The following is a 17,358-nucleotide window of genomic DNA, read 5'->3' as shown; positions in this document are numbered from 1 at the left end:
GCTGGAAAAAGGGACTCGATTGTCGCACGCCGACGCTTCACGGCAACCGTGGCGTGGCGCACGACATCTACGCCGTATGCCGCAGAACCGCAGGCAGCGTCGACATCCACGGGAGCCTGCGAGTGAATGTCCCATGGAACATGGTGGATCGGTGTGGTTACCGCGCCACCGAAGCACCGACCGCCCCTGAAGACCAGCGGCCTCAGCGTGACGACGGTATGCCCAGACCACGCCCTGTACGATTCAGCCGCGCGGGTGGTGCTGCGCGTGCAGGCGCTTGAGTCCTTCGCGCGCGACCAGGGTGTAAATCTGCGTGGTGCTGAGCGCGCTGTGGCCCAGCAGCATCTGCAGGGCACGCAGGTCCGCGCCGTGATTGAGCAGATGCGTGGCGAAGGAATGCCGCAGCACGTGCGGCGAGATGCGCTTGGCGGTGATGCCGACCTGCATCGCGTAGCGCTTGACCAGCGTCCAGAACATCTGCCGCGTCATCGCCGCGGCGCGGTTGGACAGGAACAGCGCCACCGGCTGCCGCCCGCGCGCCAGCGTCGGACGCGCTTCGCGCAGGTAGCGCTCGATCCAGTCCAGCGCGGTTTCGCCGACCGGAATCAGACGTTCCTTTTCGCCCTTGCCGGTGACGCGCAGCACGCCCTGGCGCACATTCAGCCCCGCGATCGGCAGGTTCACCAGCTCCGACACGCGCAGCCCGGAGGCGTACATCAGTTCCAGCATCGCGCGGTCGCGCAAGCCCAGCGGCGTGCCGACGTCGGGCGCGGTCAGCAGCGCCTCCACCTCGCGCTCGGCCAGCGCCTTGGGCAGGCTGCGCGGCAGCTTCGGACGCTGCAGCATCAGCGTCGGGTCCTCGAAGCCGGGGCGGAAACGCGCCAGGTGTGCGTAGTAACGGCGGAACGTGGTCTGCCGCCGCGCCATGCTGCGCGCGGAGACGCGCTGCGCACCGAGATAGCCCGAGAGGTCGGCGCGTGTAGCGCGTTCCAGCGTCGTGCCGCGGCCGTTCAGCCAGCGCGCCAGACCTTCCAGATCGCGGCGATAGGCGTCCAGCGTGCGCGCGGCCAGACCGTCTTCCGACCACAGCCGTTCGATGAAGGCGTCGATGCTGTCGCGGTCCACATCGGCGATACTGTCGGTCTTGTCCGTCATGATCGCGATGCTGGATGCAAGCAGGCATCCGCGCAAGCCTATGAACGAAACCGTCCCTCCTTCCGACCTGCCCGCGCCGTTCTGGCGGCGCCTGCTGGCGCTCGCCTACGAACTGCTGGCGGTGCTGGCGATCCTGTTCGTGACCGACATGGCCTGCCTGCTGCTCACGCGCGGCCAGCTCGATCCGCACGCCTGGTGGTATCGCGCCGTGCTGCTGCTGGCGCTGGCGGCCTACTTCCTGCTGTCGTGGACGCGCGGCGGCCAGAGCCTGGGCATGCGGCCCTGGCGGCTGTACCTGCGCACCGATGCGGGCGCGATTCCGACGTGGCCTCACGCCGCGCTGCGCTTTGCGATCCTGATCGCGCCGTTGACGCTGCTGGCGATCGCACCATGGGCCGGCGCGAAAGCCGCGATGGCCGTGCCGTTCGCGGTATGGGCGCTGTCCCTGCTGACGGCTCTGATCGACCGCCGGCGACGCGCGCTGCACGACATCCTCGCCGGCACCTGGATCGTGTACCGGCCCATACCGAAAGCCTGAGCCGACATCGCATCCACGCCGCGCAGCGTTCGCTCGCGATGGCGCAAGCGCGGCTAGAGCACATCGAACGGACGAAAGCCCGCCGTGCTGAAGGCCACGCGTATCGACGCGCATGGGAACCACGGTTGCGTGGCAGCCGGCAGACAGCCTTGGCGCGATGCGCTCGACCCGGACACCCGGCTCGGGTGCGCCGTCAACAACGAGGCACGATGCGTTTCACCCATACACCCGACTCGGGCACGCCGTCGACGACGCGGCAACGTCGCTGATGCGCGCTAACCGTGTCGCCGGAAATACAGCGTCGCCACGATCACCAGCACCATCGCAGGCAGCAGGTTCGCCAGCATCGGCGACAGGCCGTACACGGTGCCGAAGTTGGTCATCGACTGCTGCAGGAAGTACCAGGCGATGGCCAGCAGCACGCCGATGAACAGGCGCTTGCCGAGGCCGCCGGAACGCAGTGCGCCGAACGCGAACGGCATCGCGCAGAGCACCAGCACCAGCACGTTCAGCGGATACAGCGCGTGCGACCAGAACGACACCGCGTAAGCGCCCGGATTCTGCCCGTTGGCGCGCAGGTACTGCATGTTGGCGTACAGGTCGCGCATCGACAGGTACTGTGGATGCACGATGGACTGCTCCAGCACGCGCGCGTCGAGATGCGTTTTCCACGGCTCCGAGGCGACTTCGCGCGAGTGCACGCCATCGGCGTCCAGCGTATTGATGCGCAGGTCTTTCAACGTCCAGTCGCGACCGTCGTTCTCGGCGCTCTTGGCGTGGCGGAATTCCGTCAGCTGGCCGCTGTCGTCGAAGCTGAATACGCGCACGTCGACCAGCTGCACACGCTGATGGCCGTCCTCGCGCACCGCCTGCGCACCCTTGGCATTGACCACGTCGCCGCCGTCGCGCGCCCACAAGCCGCTGCGCGTGGTCAGGCCGATGTTGTCCGAGTGCAAGGCCAGCTGGATCGCCTGTGCGCGCTGGTCGCCGGCCGGCGCCAGGGTTTCGCCGATCAGCATCACCGCCAGCGTCAGCACCGCGACCACCGCCGTCACCGAGGCGGCGATGCGCAGCTTGGACATGCCTGCCGCGCGCAGCGCGGTCAGTTCGCCGCTGCCGGCCAGACCGCCCAGACCGAGCAGGCCGCCGATCAGCGCGGCATTGCCGAAATGCTCGTACATGCGCCGCGGAATGGTGTCGGCGATGTAGATCGCGGCCTTGCTCAGCGTGTAGCCATGCTGGCCGACGTGGCCGAGCTGCTTGAGAAACTGGCCCAGCGTGTCGAAGCCGACCAGGATCAGCCACACGATCGCCAGCGTGCTGAGCACGGTGGTCGCGATCAGGCGGTCGACCCGCTTCACGTTCGGCATCGGCAGCCTCATGCGGACGAGCCCTTCACGCGCCAGGCGCTGAACTGACGCCGGAACATCCACAGCGCGCCCAGCGTGACCAGAATGTGCAGCACCCACATCGGCGCACTGTTGCTGACCGTGCCGCGGTCGATCAGGGCGCGTCCCAGCGACAGCAGCAGGAAGTAGAGAAAATACGCCAGCACCGCCAGCAGCAGACGGCCGTAACGCGCCTCGCGCGGCGATTGACGCGACAGCGGCAGCGCCAGCAGCAGCAGCACCAGCGCGGTGGCGGGCGCAGCGGTGCGCCAGGCGAGTTCGGCGCGCGCATCGACGTTGTCCGACGCGATCAGGTCCATCGTGCCGACGCTGCTCAGCGGATCCTCGTCGTCGTCGCTCTGCGGGCGCACCTCGGACAGCGCCACATCGTTGCGCTGATAGCGCATGCGCTGCCAATTCTCGTGGCCGAGCGGCACCTGGAACTGCCAGCCGTCCAGCAGCGCCAGATAGCGGCCGTGGGTCTCGCTGCCCTGGTACAACTCGCCGCGCTTGGCGGTGATCAGCTTGACCCGCGCCGGATGCGTGTCGGTGGCGGCCTCGTCGCTGGCCAGGAACACCTGATCCAGCTTGGTCCCCTTGCGGTTCATGCCGGCGACGAAGATCACGCCGCCCTTGCCCGGCAGCTCGGTGAAACGGCCGGCGTCGAGACCCGCGGCGATCACCGAGCGGTTGGCGTCGGCCACCAGCTGATCGGCGGTGCGCGCCGACAGCGGCCCCAGCCACAGCGACACCACCGCGATCAGGATCGTCGCTGGGATGCCCAGCATCAGCGTCGGGCGCATCAGTCCGCGCGGACCCATGCCGGCGGCCGCCAGCACATGCATCTCGCTGTCGCGCCACATCCGGCCCAGCGCCACCAGCACGCCGAGGAACAGCGACAGCGGCAGCAGGCCGGGCAGCGCGTTGACGATGCGCAGCCCCAGCACCTGGAACATCACGCTGGCCGGAAAGCTGCCGTTGGCGACCTGCTGCAGCACGCGCGCGAAGGTGCCGCCGGTGAAGATCACCAGCAGCACGATGGTGGTGGCGAGCACGCTCAGAACGAGTTCGCGCAGGAAGTAGCGGTCGAGAATGCGCAGCATGCGATAATGGTGGGCAATGGTTCGCGACGCGACGTGTGCGCGCGGTCGAAAGCGAAGTGTAGCCGGTCCGACGCCTTGTCGGCAGGGCAGCCTCCGGCACGGCCACCCGGCGTTCATCCGGACCGCGCAGACCGTCCCCGCACGTCGCCGCGTCTCCCCGATTCCCGAATCGCAACAAAGGACATCCCATGACCCTGCAACTGAGCCTGGCCTCCGGCGCCCCCGAATCCATCGACACGCCCTGCGTGATCGTCGGCGTGTACACCAACGGCGTGCTGTCGACCGCCGCTGCCGCCATCGACGCCGCCTCCGGCGGTGCGCTGAAGCGCCGCATCGACGGCGGCGACATCAGCGGCAAGCCCGGCACCGTGCACACGCTGTACGACCTGAGCGGCGTCAAGGCCGAGCGCGTGATGACGGTCGGCCTCGGCGTGCAGGCGGAATTCGACGCCAGCCGCTTCCAGCAAGCCTGCCGCGCCGCCGGCAAGGCCGCGTCCGCACTGTCCGTCGGCAGCGCCGCCACCTGGCTGAGCGCGCTCGACGTGCCCGGCAAGGACGCGGCCTGGTGCGTGCGTACCGCCGCGCTGGCCTTCGACCACGCCGCCTATCGCTACACCGCGACCTTCCAGGCCGGTCCGGACGCGAAGGACACCAAGCTGAAGTCGCTGGCGCTGGCCGGCGAAGGCCAGGACACCGCGCTGGCGCAGGCCGCGGGCATGGCCGAGGGCGTGCGCTTCGCGCGTCACCTGGGCAACATGCCGCCGAACATCTGCGTGCCGGCGTGGATCGCCGAGCAGGCCACCGAGTTCGCGCACGCCCATGACGGCGTCGAGATCGAAGTGCTCGAACGCGAGCAGATGGAAGCGCTCGGCATGCATTCGCTGCTGGCTGTCGCGCGCGGCTCGGCCAACCCGCCGCGCCTGATCGTGCTGAAATGGAACGGCGGCAAGGACGGCGACAAGCCTTACGCCTTCGTCGGCAAGGGCGTCACCTTCGACGCCGGCGGCCTGAACATCAAGCCGACCGGTTCGATGGAAGAGATGAAGTTCGACATGTGCGGCGCGGCCGGCGTGCTCGGCGGCTTCGTCGCCGCGGTGAAGATGAAGCTGCCGCTGAACCTGGTCTGCGTGGTGCCCTCGGTCGAGAACATGACCGACGGCAACGCGTACCGCCCCAGCGACGTGCTCAACACCATGTCCGGGCAGACCGTCGAGGTGCTCAACACCGACGCCGAGGGCCGCCTGATCCTGTGCGACGCACTGACCTACGTGCAGCGCTTCGAGCCGCAGGCGATCGTCGATGCCGCGACCCTGACCGGCGCCTGCGTGATCGCCCTGGGCAGCCACGCCACCGGCCTGATGAGCAAGCACGACGACCTGGCCGAGGAACTGCTGGCCGCCGGCGAACAGACGCTCGACCGCGCCTGGCGCCTGCCGCTGTGGAACGAGTACCAGAAGCAGCTGGAATCGGCCTTCGCCGACTTCGCCAACATCGGCGGCCGCCCGGCCGGCGCGATCACCGCTGGCTGCTTCCTGTCGCGCTTCGTCGAGGGCCAGCGCTGGGCGCACCTGGACATCGCCGGCACCGCCTGGGAATCGGGCCGCAAGGGCCTGGCCAGCGGCCGTCCGGTGTCGCTGCTGGCGCAGTGGCTGATCGACCGCTGCGCGTGATGCCGACGGCGGGCCGGGCCGTCCGCGCCCGGTCCGCACCGACCGCGCCGCCGATGCCGCATCGGGCGGCGGCGCTGCTATCCTCGAACGTCACCTTCCTCGCCACTCGCCGACTGCCATGCCGCGCGCCGACTTCTATCTGATCGACAAGCCGCAATTCCGCGAGAACCCGCTGCTGCTGGTCTGCAAGCTGGCCCAGCACGCCTATTCGGCGCAGCAGCCGACGCTGATCCTGACCCGCGACTTCGCCCAGGCCGAGGCGCTCGACGGCGTGCTGTGGGAGTTCGACGAGGACGCCTTCATTCCGCACCAGCTCGCCGGCGACGAAGACGACGCCGGCACCGCGGTGCTGATCGTGCCGCCGGGCGAGGACACGGCCGACCGGCCGCTGGTCATCAACCTGCGCGACAGCGTGCCGTCGGGCCGCTACGACCGCGTGCTGGAAGTGGTCGCCGCCGACCCCGACGCCCGCACCGGCTCGCGCGAGCGCTGGCGCGAGTATCAGCGCCTCGGTTTCGAGCTGCACAAGCACGACATGTGACGGCGCATCGGCGCGCCTCGTGAAACCGACGCTCGAACAGCACCAAGCGTTCATGGCTCACCGCGTGCTCGAAGGCCTGCGGTTCGACTTCCTCGATGCGGTCGACATCGTCGCTGGCGAACATGCCGGACACACCGGATCCGTGCTTGGCCTGCTCACCATCGACGACGAAGTGCGTTACCTGATCGAACTTCACAGCGGATTCGACGCCCCGGTGCGCGAGGCGAATCTGCGCCTGCGTGCGGCAACGTCCGAGCACGGCGAGGGCTGACGCGTCGCTGCGTTCGTCAGTCCAGCAGTTCGGCCAGCGCCGCCTGCAGACTCGCGCCGCTGACCGGCTTGCGCAGGAAACCGTCCATGCCCGCGTCGCGTGCGCGCTCTTCCTCGTCGCCGCCGGAGCGCGCGGTGATGGCGAGAATGGGCAGGCGCGTATCCGTCTCGCGGCCGCGCAACATGCGCGCGACGCCGAATCCGTCCAGCCCCGGCAGATCCAGATCCAGCAGCAACGCGTCGAAGCGGTGATTTTCCAGCTCGGCCAGTCCCGCCAATCCGTCCGGCGCATGCCGCACGCGATGTCCGGCCGCTTCCAGCAAGCCACGGATCACGCCGGCGATGGTGACGTCATCCTCGATCAGCAACAGATCGTGCGTGGCGGCCTTCGCCGAGGTCGGTGCATCCGGCGCGGATTCGCTTTCGACGGCCGGCAGCGGCAGCCAGACCCGGAACGTGCTGCCCTGCGCACCCGACGCAAGCAGCTCGCAGCGGCCCTGCATCAGGTAGGTCAGCTCGCGGCAGATGGCCAGCCCCAGGCCGCTGCCGGAACTGCGCTGCGGACCGTCTGCCTGTTCGTAGCGCTGAAACAGCCGCCGGCGATCCTCGTCGTCGATGCCCGGCCCAGTGTCGGACACCGTGATCCGCAGACCGCCGTCGACCCAGTCCATGCCCATCTCGACATGACCGCGTTCGGTGAATTTCAGCGCGTTGTTCACCAGGTTCAGCAGGATCTGCTTGATGCGCAGCGCATCGCCGCGCAGGCGCGCCGGCACGCCTTCGCCGATGTGCGAGACGAGTTGCAGCCCCTTGTTCTCGGCCACACCGCGTTCGAGCTGCATGACATCGCCGAGCACGTCGCGCGGATCGAACGCCGCGATGTCCAGCTCCAGACGCCCGGCCTCGATGCGCGCCATGTCCAGCGCCTCGTTGACCAGACGCAGCAGCAGCGTGCCCGAACGCTGGATGGCCACGGCGTATTCGCGCTGTCGCGGCTGCAACGGCGAATGCAGCAGCAGCTCGGCCATGCCCAGCACGCCGGTCATCGGGGTGCGGATTTCATGGCCCAGCGTCGCCAGAAAGCTGGTCTTGGCGGCGCTGGCCTGCTCGGCGAGAATGCGCTCGCGCTCCGCCATCTGCATCCGATGGCGCTGCTCGACGCGCGACCGGCCCAGATGCCAGGCCAGCCAGAACAAGAGCGCCGCCAGCATCGCGTAGGCCAGCCAGGCCCACCAGGCCAGCCACGGTGGACGGTCGACGGCGATCTGCAACGGCGACAGCTCGGTCCACACGCCGCTCGGTCCGGCGGCCTCGATGTGCAGGCTGTACGCACCGTGCGACAGCCCGGTGAAGTCGCGCTCACCGCGCGTGCCGGTATCGACCCAGCCCGAGTCCAGCCCCTGCAGGCGGAAGCGATAGTGGTTGCGAGAGGGATCGAGATAGGACACCGCCTGCGCCATCACGTGCAGCTCGTGATCGTTCCAGCGCAGATGCAGCGGTCGTCCGTCGATCGGCAGCGAAAGCGTGCGGTCCGCGCGTTTGACCGTGATCCGCGACAGCATCAGTTTCGGCGCACTCGGCTGATCGTGCATGGCGTCCGGATTCCAGCCGACGATGCCGCGGTTAGTGCCCGAATACATGCTGCCGTCCGGCATGCGCGAAATCGTGTGACTGCTGAATTCCGGACTGGGCAAACCGTCCTCGACGCCGTAGAAATGAAAGCGGCCGGTGTCGGGATCGAAGCGCCACAGGCCGGTGCGGCTGGTCATCCAGATGCGTCCCGCATCGTCGCTGGCGATGGCCATGACGCTCATGCCCGGCCAGCCCTTGTCCAAACCCACCTCGCGATCCTTCATGGCATCGCCGGCGGCGTCGAGCCGGTAATGCTCCATGCTGTCCTCGCGCACCAGCCAGAAACCGTTCGCGTCGAACACGAACTTCAGCACGCGCCCGGGAGTCACGCCCGGCACGTCGACGAACTCGCCGGAGTCCGGATCGAGCCGCGCCAGACCGCCCATGCTGGAGCGCCAGAGCTGTCCCTGGTGCATGGCGAGCCGGGTGGTGTCGCGATCCGCCACGGTGCCATCGCGCGTCTTGATCTCGCGCATGGCAAGCGTCTTGCGGTCGATCCGCAGGACGCCACCCGACGGCATGGCGGCATACGCATTGCCCTGCGCATCCGCAACGATGCGGTTCGTGCCGTCGACCATGTCCGCATTCGGAAGCCGCTGCAATCGGCCCTGGCCGTACAGCGCCAAACCGTTGTTCAACGCAAACCAGAGTTGCCCCTGACCGGCATCGGCCATGCCGGTCACGGCGTAGTGACCGGCCTGCGCCGGCATGTGCTGCACGACGCCCTCGGACAGATCGATGCTGTCCAGCCGTTCACCGGGCCCGCCGACCAGCAGATGTCCGTGCCAGGCCACCTGCGAGAGCACCCGACCGATGCTCAGGCTGTTCGCCAGCCCAGGCTGATGGCGGAACACCGTGAACTGGCGCCAGCGCGGACTCAGGTAAGCCACCCCGTTGTCGCGGGTGGTCACCCACAGGCCGCCTTCCTGATCGAACATCAGCTTCCAGACCAGCGCGCCCGGCACGCCGTCCAGCAACTCCTGGTGCATGGGAAACTTGCGATGACGGCCATCCGGCCCGACCCAGACAAGGCCGTGCGTAGTGCCTACCCACAGACCGCCATCCAGACCGCGAGCCGTCATCGTCGTGGTGGTGGCGTGGAACAGATCGCTCAGCATGGGATAGGCCTTGCCGTCCGCATGCAACTGGAACAGTCCCTGATTGGTCGACAGCCGCCAGTGGCCGGGCTCGCCGTCGATGCTCCACACCCGGGGCGGCTTGTCGACACCGACGAAAGCGACGTGCGCGATGCTGCCGTCGCTGCGCAGACGATCCAGGCCACGCATGCTGCCGACCAGCAACGTGCCGTCGTCGAGCGCGCGCAGGGACAGCACGATGTCCGACGCCAGGCTGCCGGGGTCGTCGGCGCGATGACGAAAATGCTCGAAATGGCCGTCGGGACGCAGGCGGTCCAGACCACGCGAATACACGCTGACCCAGATCGAGCCGTCCTTGCCCTCCGCCAGCGCGCCGATGTCATTGCCGGCCAGACTGTCCGGATCGCCGTCCTTGTGCCGCCAGATGCGGAAATCCCCGGTCGCCGGCCGGTACCGGTTCAGACCGGTACCCTCACCGCCCAGCCACAGCCGCTGACGATGATCGACCAGCAACGCCGACACGTCGTTGGTGGCCAGCGAATGCGGCTTGCGCGGGTCGTGCCGGAAGACCTTGAAATGGGCGCTGTCGAAGCGCAGCAGACCGTTGTCGGTGCCCATCCAGATCACGCCACGCGCATCCTGCGCGATGGTGTAGACATTACTGCTGGACACGCCCTCGGCCACGCCGTAGTAGCGGAACTGCGGCGTCGGAATCGGCCGCATGTGCGCAGCCCTGCCCGGGTCCGTCGCCGCCGGCGAACCGTGGACCGTCGGCGCAACGGCCAAAGCCAGCGCCCACAACGCGTTCCACCAGACAGACCGATCCACGTCACCCCCTTCCTTGCGAACCCGGCGTTCCACACCCCGCCAGCGATCGATCATAGCCGCTGGGCCGCCCGCGGTCATCGCGGGCCGATCCATCCGCACTTGCGCGGTCGCGCGCAAACGCCAACCATGCCCGCATGAACCGCCGTTTCCGCCTCCTGCTCGCGGCGCTGGCCTGCGCTGCCCTGTTGTGGCTGCTGCTGGCCGCGGCCGAGCGCGCGCTGAGCCTGGCGCAGCGCTTCCTGACCCTGCCGCCCTGGCTGCAGTGGACGCTGGGCATCGCCCTGGCGCTGTTCGCGCTGGCCGCGACGCTGATCGCCTGGATGCTGCTGCGACCGCGCCGACGCAAATCGCGCCCCCTCGAAGCACCGAGCCGCGCCCAGCTGGACGCCCGCATCGCCCTCCTGGAACACGACGGCGCGAACGCCGGCGCGCTGCGCGCCGAACTGCGCGACCTGGATGCGCGCGGCGCCAGCGGACGTTTCTATGTGGCGGTGTTCGGCGAAATATCGGCGGGCAAATCCAGCCTGGTCACCGCGCTGGCGCCGGATGCGGCGTTGCCCACGGACGTGCGCGGCGGCACCACGCGCAGCGTGCGCCATGTCGACGCCGTTCTCGCCGACGGCACCCCGGTGACGTTGGCCGACGTGCCCGGCACCCGCGAGACCGACGGCGAGCACCGCGAACAGCTCGCCCGCCATGAAGCCCTGCGCGCCCACGTCGTGGTGTATCTGACCGACGGCGACCTCCAGCGCAGCCAGGGCGAGGAAGTGGCCTGGCTGGCCAGCTTCGGCAAACCGCTGCTGCTGGCGCTGAACAAGAGCGACCGCTTCGCGCCCGAGGAGCGCGAGCAGTTGCTCGCCTCGCTCCGCCGCCGAGTGCCGGAGGCCGCGGCCGTGGTCGCCATCCGCGCCGGCGGCAGCGAACGCTTCGAGCGACGCCTGGACGACGGCAGCCGCGAGCGCATCGAGCGCCGCGCCGTGGCCGACGTCGACGCGCTGACCCAGGCGCTGCAGCGGCTCTTGCATCGCGCCGGGACCGATCTGGAGCCAGCCCGCGAGCGCGCCGTGCTGGCGCGCGTGGACCGCGATGCGCACGCCGCGGAAACCGCGCTGCGCCAGCAACAGGCGGAGGCGGCTGTGCGTCGCTACGCACGCCGTGCGGTGGTCGGCGCGATGGCCGCGATCGCGCCCGGCAGCGATCTCATCATCCAGGGCGCGCTGGCCACGGGACTGGTGCGCGAGCTGTGCCGCATCCACGACGTGCCGGTCAGCGACGTGCAGATCGAGGCCTTCCTGCAGCGCGCGCGCCTGACCGTGCGCACCAGCGCCTCGCTGGTGCTGGCCATCGCCGGCAACGCACTCAAGGCGTTCCCCGGCCTGGGCACGCTCGGCGGCGGCGTGCTGCATGCGTTCGCCTACGCGCTGATTTTCGACAGCCTGGGCAAGGCGCTCTCGGCGACACTGGCCGAACGCCATGCGCTGGACGCGGACGCCGCCGACACGCGCCTGAAGCAATGGCTGAGCGAGCGCGGCGGCGAGCGCCTGAAGCGTCTCGCGCATCTCACCGTGGACGCCGCGCGGCAGCGCGACGATGCAGCGGAATGAACAATCCGTTCACCCGACACGTACTGGAAGCGGCCTCATGGATCGGCCACACTGATCGCGTCATGTCGATCCGTCGCCGCCTCGCCTGTGTCCTGCTGCTCGCGCTGACCCCGATCGGCGCGCAGGCCGCGTCGCACTTGTATCGTTTCGATCCAGTGCATTCGCAGATTCTGTTCAGCATCAGCCACAACGGTTATTCGCATGCCCTGGGACGGCTGCACATCGCCCGCGGCTGGCTGCGCTTCGACCCCGACGACTGGTCCACGGCGCAGACCGAGCTGGACATCGACGTCGGCAGCGTCGACATGGGCGATGCCGGATGGAGCCGCACCGTGCGCGAGCGCAGCCTGCTCGACGCCAAGGCGCATCCGACTGCGCATTTCGTCAGCACCTCGGTGCGCAAGACCGGCGACGACATTGGCACGATCGACGGCAAGCTGACGCTGCGCGGCGTGACCCGACCGGTGCAGATTCAGGTCCGCCTGAACCGGATCGGCCGGACCATCTTCGAGATGAAGACCGTGGCCGGCTTCTCCGGCAGCGCGCAGCTGGACCGCAACGCCTTCGGCATCACCCGCAATCCCGGCTCGATCGGCCGCACCGTCACCGTGCGGCTGGAGATCGAAGCGCTACGCGACGACGACGCGCGTCGCCAGTACACCCAGGAGACGACCGCCCGTGCCGATACGCAATGAATCCGACCGCTGGGGCGCCGTGCCGCAGCTGTTCCACTGGTTGATCGTGCTGCTGATCCTGGGCCAGGGCGCGCTCGGTCTGGTCATGGTCGAACTGCCCAAGCGTCCCAGCGTGTTCGCGATCTACAACCTGCACAAGTCGATCGGATTGACGATCCTCGCGCTGGCCGTGCTGCGCCTGCTCTGGCGCGTATTCGACCGCCGTCCGAAACCGCTGCCGATGCCGCGCTGGCAGCATCTGGGCGCGGAAATCATGCACTGGGCGCTGTACGTGCTGCTGTTCGCGGTGCCGCTGTCGGGCTGGCTGTTCGACTCGGCCACCGGCCTGCGGCCGCTGTTCTGGTGGGGCGTGCTGCGCATGCCGAGCCTGACCGGCGGCGCCGCGCCGCACCTGCGCGATCTGTTCGAGGAACTGCACGAAATGCTGTTCTGGGCACTCATCGCGCTGGCCGTACTGCACGCCGCTGCCGCCATCAAGCACCATGTCATCGACCGCGACGACACCCTGCGCCGCATGCTGCCCTGGGGACGTCGCGCATCAAGGAAATCGAACCCATGAAACGACTTCTTCCCCTGCTCCTGCTCGCTACTCTGCCGCTGGCCGCGCACGCCGCCGACTGGAAGGTCGACGCCGCCAAGAGCACCCTCGGATTCTCCGGCAGCTACCAGGGCGATGCCTTCCATGGCGTGTTCAAGCAGTTCGACGCCGCCATCCGCTACGACCCGCAGCACCTGGACGCCGCGAAGTTCGACGTCACCGTGAAGCTGGCCAGCGTCGACACCCAGAGCAGCGAGCGCGACGAAACGCTGACCGGCAGCGATTTCTTCGATACCGGCAACTTCGCCACCGCGCACTTCGTCACCACCGCGTTCCATCGCGCCGCCGACGGCAGCGTCACCGCCGACGGCACCCTGGACCTGCACGGCGTCAAGAAGCCGGTCACGCTGAAAGTCAGCTTCGCGCCCGACGGCCAGAACGCCACGCTGGACGTGGATACCACGCTGAACCGTCTCGACTTCAAGCTCGGCGACAGCGCCGACTGGGACGCGGTGAGCAAGTCGATTCCGGTCCACGCCCACCTGCTGCTGCACGCCGGCTCTTGAAGCTGACCGAGCGGCTGCGGCGTCTGCTGCGCGGCGCGGATCGCGCGGATGCGCCGCAAGTCCCCGCGCCCAGAGCCGTGTCGGCCGACGCCCGCGTCGCCGACAGCCTGCGCGCACTGCTCGACGATCGCGCCGTGCCCGAAGCCGTGCGCAGCGAGTTGGCGCACGATTTCGATCGCGTCGAACGCATGCTCGACAAACTCGAACGCGGCGAACTGCACGTCGCCGTGTTCGGTCGCGTCTCCGCCGGCAAGTCGGCGCTGGGCAACGCCCTGCTCGGCCATGAAGCCTTCCGCGTCGGCGTCCTGCATGGCACCACCACCCAGGCCGCGCACGCGCCGCTCGACGAGGCCGCGGCGCCGGGACTGGTGCTGATCGACACCCCCGGCATCAACGAACTGGATGGCGAGGCGCGCGAGCGCCTGGCCTTCGACGTGGCCGAGGTCAGCGATCTGGTGGTGTTCGTCGCCGACGCCGACCTCACCCGCGACGAACTCGACGCCCTGAAACTGCTGGCCGGCACCCAGCGCCCGCTGCTGCTGGCGCTGAACAAGATCGACCGCTACGGCGACGACGAACAACAGACCCTGCTGGCGCATCTGCGCGCCAAGACGGAAAAGCTGGTGCGCGCCGAGGACGTGATCCCGGTCGCCGCGCTGCCCGCGCCGCAGCGCATCGTCGAGACCGACGCCGCAGGCCGCGAACACGTCTCCGAACAGCCCCGTCCGCCGCAAATCGCCGCGCTACGCGAACGCCTGCTGGCGATTGCCGAACGCGAGGGCAAGACGCTGTCGGCGATCAACGCCGGCCTGTTCGCCGGTCGCCTCAGCGACCAGCTCACCGCGCGCATCGCCGAGACGCGCCGCGCACTGGCAACGCGCGTGATCCGTCAATACTGCATCGCCAAGGGCGTGGCGGTGGCGCTGAACCCGATCCCGGTCGCCGATCTGCTGGCCGCGGCCGGCCTCGACGCGGCGATGGTGGTGCAACTCTCGCGCGTCTACGGGCTGCCGCTGACGCGGCGCGAATCGGGCCGCCTGGTCGCCACCATCTGCGCACAGTTGGCGGCGCTGATGGGCGCGATCTGGGGCGTGCAACTGGTGTCTTCGGCGCTGAAGGGACTGAGCGCCGGCCTGTCGACCGTGGTCACGGCCGCCGCGCAGGGCGCGCTGGCCTGGTACGCCACGGTGCTGATCGGCCGCGTCGCGGAGCAGTACCTCATCCACGGCAAAAGCTGGGGCGAACAGGGCGCCAAGCGCGCCGTCGCCGACATCGTGCGCGACCTGGACCGCGACTCGATCCTGCGCGAGGCGCGCGAGGAAATCCTCCAGCGCCTGAAAACGCGGAACCGCACGTAGACCGGGCCTTCGCTTTGCCGGGCCGCCTTTGCGCAAGACAGATGCCCGCCCCCGCACATACGGCGCGCCGGGCCTCGCTACGGCGCAGCGCGGACTCCGCCCGCTGCCACGCGCTGCACCAAGACGCCGGATGCCGGCCTGCGCCGGCATGACGATCCCATGTGAGGACCCTCGGAAACCTCTTGGGTCCGCTCGTTCTCGGACCTTGGCGAGCGCGCCCTTCGGTCGCCCCGCAGGTACTTTCTTCGACCGCACCACAGGCACTTCCTTCGGTCGCACCACGGGCACTTCCTTCGGTCGCACCAAAGCATTCCCACGGGTCATCAGACGCTGGATCCCGGCCTGCGCCGGTCAGAGGCATGACCTTCGATCACACTATCGGTAATTCCTTCGGTCGCCCACGGCACGCCCCTCGGCCGCACTACAGGCATGTCTCTCGGCCGCACCACGGGCACTTCCTTCGGTCGCACCACGGGCACTCCCTTCGGCCGCACCACAGGCACTCCCTTCGGTCGCACCATGGGCACTTCCTTCGGTCGTCATCCCGGCGCAAGCCGGGACCCAGCGCCTTGAGTGGCCACACAGGAGAGACCGCTCAAGGCCTGCATCCGGCAACGCGATCGCGGCGGACGGAATCCGCCCAATGTTTGTGCAAAGCGCGATGGCGATGCGCGGTGGAACCGCCGCCGTTCAGCCTCCGGCGACCAGCGCCTCGACCGCTGCGGCGTCGAACGGCCAATCCAGCTCGCGGCCGCTGACGGCGTGCCGCAGCACGGGCACGCGCGTGCCGTAACGGGCTTCCAGCGCCGCGTCGTCGTCCACCCACAAGCTGACGAAATCCGGCGCGCGCGCCGCCGCCATCACCTCCAGCGCCTGGTCGCAGAGATGGCAATCGTCGCGCTGGAAGAGAATCAGTTCGGGCAAACGGTTCATTCGGGGCCGGTGCTGCTCGTACAATCCCTATTTTAGCGAACCCGCCGGACTGCACCCATGGCTGTCAGCATTTTCGACCTGTTCAAGATCGGCATCGGGCCGTCTTCCTCGCACACCGTGGGGCCGATGCGTGCCGCCGCGCGCTTCGGCGAGCACTGGCTGCGCGACCAGGGCCTGCTGGACAAGGTCGCGCGAGTGCGCTGCGAACTGCACGGTTCGCTGGCCATGACCGGCCGCGGCCACGGCACCGACAAGGCCGTGCTGCTGGGCTTCGAGGGGCAGTGGCCGGACCGCGTCGATCCCGATGCCATTCCGCAGATTCTCGAACGCATCCGCGACAGCGGCCGCATCTGCCTGCTCGGCACGCACGAGATCGACTTCAACGAGAAGCGCGACCTGGTCTTCAACAAGCGCCAGAAGCTGCCGTTCCACACCAACGGCATGCGCTTCAAGGCCTTCGATGCCGACGGCAACGAGCTGGCCAGCCGCGAGTACTACTCGGTCGGCGGCGGTTTCGTGGTCAACCACGACGAGGCCGCCGAGGACCGCATCGTCGCCGACACCACCCCGCAGCCGTACGAGTTCTCCACCGGCGACGAACTGCTGGCGCTGTGCGCCAAGCACGACAAGTCCATCGCCGCGATCATGCTGGAGAACGAGAAGGTCTGGCGCAGCGAAGCCGAGATTCGCGAAGGGCTGCTGACCATCTGGCAGGCCATGCAGGACTGCGTCGCGCGCGGCGTGCGTTCGCCCGGCGAGCTGCCCGGCGGCCTGCACGTGTCGCGCCGCGCGCCGGCCATGTATGCCGAGCTGCGCGACCGCCCCGAGGCCTCGCTGAAGGACCCGCTGAGCATCCTCGACTGGGTCAATCTGTACGCACTGGCGGTGAACGAGGAGAACGCCGCGGGCGGTCGCGTGGTCACCGCGCCGACCAACGGCGCGGCCGGCATCATTCCCGCCGTGCTGCACTACTACGACCGCTTCCAGCCGCGCTCGGACGAGAACGGCGTGCTGGAATTCCTGCTCACCGCGGGCGCCATCGGCATTCTGTACAAGGAGAACGCGTCGATCTCCGGCGCCGAAGTCGGCTGCCAGGGCGAGGTCGGCGTGGCCTGCTCGATGGCGGCCGGCGGCCTGGCCGCGGCGCTGGGCGCGACACCGAGCCAGGTCGAGAACGCCGCGGAGATCGGCATGGAGCACAACCTCGGTCTGACCTGCGATCCGATCGGCGGCCTGGTGCAGATTCCCTGCATCGAGCGCAACGCGATGGCCTCGGTCAAGGCGATCAACGCCAGCCGCATGGCGCTGCGCAGCGACGGCAAGCACCGCGTGTCGCTGGACAAGGTGATCCGCACCATGCGCGACACCGGCCGCGACATGAAGGACAAGTACAAGGAAACCTCGCGCGGCGGCCTGGCCGTCAACGTCATCGAGTGCTGACC

At 68.9% G+C, this 17,358-nt stretch carries 15 protein-coding genes; 10 read left to right on the top strand and 5 right to left on the bottom strand.

What is annotated here, in order from left to right; translation table 11 throughout:
* Nucleotides 1-243: 243 nt before the first annotated feature.
* Nucleotides 244-1,155, bottom strand: coding sequence for a site-specific tyrosine recombinase XerD (gene xerD, locus LF63_RS03610; RefSeq protein WP_043103068.1), 912 nt, complete (start codon nucleotides 1,153-1,155; stop codon nucleotides 244-246).
* 40 nt (nucleotides 1,156-1,195) lie between these two features.
* Between xerD and LF63_RS03605 the strand changes: the two genes are divergently transcribed.
* A complete protein-coding gene (locus LF63_RS03605; protein WP_043099699.1) occupies nucleotides 1,196-1,693 on the top strand; it encodes an RDD family protein in 498 nt (165 codons plus the stop codon).
* Nucleotides 1,694-1,968: 275 nt separating this feature from the next.
* Here the strand turns inward: LF63_RS03605 and lptG are convergent, their stop codons facing one another.
* Nucleotides 1,969-3,075 carry an LPS export ABC transporter permease LptG gene (gene lptG, locus LF63_RS03600; RefSeq protein WP_425477032.1) on the bottom strand — a complete coding sequence of 369 codons (1,107 nt, stop codon included), beginning with the start codon at nucleotides 3,073-3,075 and terminating at the stop codon, nucleotides 1,969-1,971.
* Nucleotides 3,072-4,184 (bottom strand): LPS export ABC transporter permease LptF, encoded by a 1,113-nt coding sequence (gene lptF, locus LF63_RS03595; protein WP_043099697.1) that lies wholly within the window; start codon nucleotides 4,182-4,184, stop codon nucleotides 3,072-3,074. Before lptF ends, lptG begins: the two co-directional genes overlap by 4 nt.
* A 188-nt stretch (nucleotides 4,185-4,372) precedes the next feature.
* On the opposite strand from lptF, the gene LF63_RS03590 reads away from it, so the two are divergent.
* The 3 genes from LF63_RS03590 (at nucleotide 4,373) to LF63_RS03580 (ending at nucleotide 6,666) form a co-directional block, all read left to right on the top strand.
* Entirely contained in the window at nucleotides 4,373-5,854 is a 1,482-nt protein-coding gene (locus tag LF63_RS03590) for a leucyl aminopeptidase (protein ID WP_043099695.1), read from the top strand.
* A gap of 118 nt (nucleotides 5,855-5,972) precedes the next feature.
* Entirely contained in the window at nucleotides 5,973-6,395 is a 423-nt protein-coding gene (locus tag LF63_RS03585) for a DNA polymerase III subunit chi (RefSeq protein ID WP_043099694.1), read from the top strand.
* Between the two features lie 19 nt (nucleotides 6,396-6,414).
* The gene (locus tag LF63_RS03580) at nucleotides 6,415-6,666 is read left to right on the top strand and encodes a hypothetical protein (RefSeq protein ID WP_152569241.1); all 252 of its coding nucleotides are present in this window, start codon (nucleotides 6,415-6,417) and stop codon (nucleotides 6,664-6,666) included.
* A 16-nt stretch (nucleotides 6,667-6,682) separates the two neighbouring features.
* On the opposite strand, the gene LF63_RS03575 is transcribed toward LF63_RS03580, so the two are convergent.
* Nucleotides 6,683-10,117, bottom strand: a complete 3,435-nt coding sequence (locus tag LF63_RS03575) for a hybrid sensor histidine kinase/response regulator (RefSeq protein WP_052394645.1) — start codon at nucleotides 10,115-10,117, stop codon at nucleotides 6,683-6,685.
* 239 nt (nucleotides 10,118-10,356) lie between these two features.
* Here LF63_RS03575 and LF63_RS03570 point away from each other — a divergent pair, with 239 nt between their 5' ends.
* From LF63_RS03570 to LF63_RS03550, 5 genes are read left to right on the top strand one after another with little or no spacing between them, the layout of a single operon-like run.
* Nucleotides 10,357-11,826, top strand: a complete 1,470-nt coding sequence (locus tag LF63_RS03570) for a GTPase domain-containing protein (protein ID WP_043099689.1) — start codon at nucleotides 10,357-10,359, stop codon at nucleotides 11,824-11,826.
* Nucleotides 11,823-12,521 (top strand): YceI family protein, encoded by a 699-nt coding sequence (locus tag LF63_RS03565; RefSeq protein ID WP_235205263.1) that lies wholly within the window; start codon nucleotides 11,823-11,825, stop codon nucleotides 12,519-12,521. The genes LF63_RS03570 and LF63_RS03565 overlap by 4 nt, the downstream gene beginning before the upstream one ends.
* A complete protein-coding gene (locus LF63_RS03560) occupies nucleotides 12,505-13,080 on the top strand; it encodes a cytochrome b (RefSeq protein WP_043099687.1) in 576 nt (191 codons plus the stop codon). The genes LF63_RS03565 and LF63_RS03560 overlap by 17 nt, the downstream gene beginning before the upstream one ends.
* Nucleotides 13,077-13,625 carry a YceI family protein gene (locus LF63_RS03555; RefSeq protein WP_043099684.1) on the top strand — a complete coding sequence of 183 codons (549 nt, stop codon included), beginning with the start codon at nucleotides 13,077-13,079 and terminating at the stop codon, nucleotides 13,623-13,625. The genes LF63_RS03560 and LF63_RS03555 overlap by 4 nt, the downstream gene beginning before the upstream one ends.
* A 2-nt stretch (nucleotides 13,626-13,627) precedes the next feature.
* Nucleotides 13,628-14,983, top strand: a complete 1,356-nt coding sequence (locus tag LF63_RS03550) for a GTP-binding protein (RefSeq protein WP_043103061.1) — start codon at nucleotides 13,628-13,630, stop codon at nucleotides 14,981-14,983.
* 690 nt (nucleotides 14,984-15,673) lie between these two features.
* Here LF63_RS03550 and LF63_RS03545 read toward each other — a convergent pair.
* Nucleotides 15,674-15,907: a glutaredoxin family protein gene (locus tag LF63_RS03545; protein ID WP_043103059.1), complete on the bottom strand. Its 234-nt coding sequence runs from the start codon at nucleotides 15,905-15,907 to the stop codon at nucleotides 15,674-15,676.
* 66 nt (nucleotides 15,908-15,973) lie between these two features.
* On the opposite strand from LF63_RS03545, the gene LF63_RS03540 reads away from it, so the two are divergent.
* Nucleotides 15,974-17,356 carry an L-serine ammonia-lyase gene (locus LF63_RS03540; protein WP_043099681.1) on the top strand — a complete coding sequence of 461 codons (1,383 nt, stop codon included), beginning with the start codon at nucleotides 15,974-15,976 and terminating at the stop codon, nucleotides 17,354-17,356.
* Nucleotides 17,357-17,358: the final 2 nt, after the last annotated feature.

The sequence above is a fragment of the Oleiagrimonas soli genome (assembly GCF_000761445.1).
GTDB classification, from domain to species: domain Bacteria; phylum Pseudomonadota; class Gammaproteobacteria; order Xanthomonadales; family Rhodanobacteraceae; genus Oleiagrimonas; species Oleiagrimonas soli.
Note: the sequence above shows the minus strand (reverse complement) of the source record. Positions and strands in the feature narration are given on the sequence as shown.